The organism is Lactobacillus sp. UMNPBX15 (assembly GCF_002553785.1).
Lineage (GTDB): Bacteria > Bacillota > Bacilli > Lactobacillales > Lactobacillaceae > Lactobacillus > Lactobacillus crispatus.
The window spans coordinates 1-416 of sequence record NZ_PCYV01000096.1 but is presented as its reverse complement, the minus strand read 5'-3'; the positions used below and the strand labels follow the sequence as shown (position 1 = coordinate 416).

The 416-nt window shown below is 40.4% G+C and carries 1 pseudogene; it reads left to right on the top strand.

The features are described from left to right. Nucleotides 1-34: 34 nt before the first annotated feature. Nucleotides 35-416: pseudogene (dnaA, locus tag CP366_RS10435) on the top strand (chromosomal replication initiator protein DnaA); the annotation flags it as partial.

Below are 416 nucleotides of genomic sequence, written 5' to 3'. Positions count from 1 at the left end.
ACATTTTCTATGAAAAGGAGGGACGTGCCGGAAGATGGAAAATATATTAGACCTGTGGAACCAAGCCCTTGCTCAAATCGAAAAAAAGTTGAGCAAACCGAGTTTTGAGACTTGGATGAAGTCAACCAAAGCCCACTCACTGCAAGGCGATACATTAACGATCACGGCTCCCAATGAATTTGCCAGAGACTGGCTGGAGTCCAGATACTTGCATCTGATTGCAGATACTATATATGAATTAACCGGGGAAGAATTGAGCATTAAGTTTGTCATTCCTCAAAATCAAGATGTTGAGGACTTTATGCCGAAACCGCAAGTCAAAAAAGCGGTCAAAGAAGATACATCTGATTTTCCTCAAAATATGCTCAATCCAAAATATACTTTTGATACTTTTGTCATCGGATCTGGAAACCGAT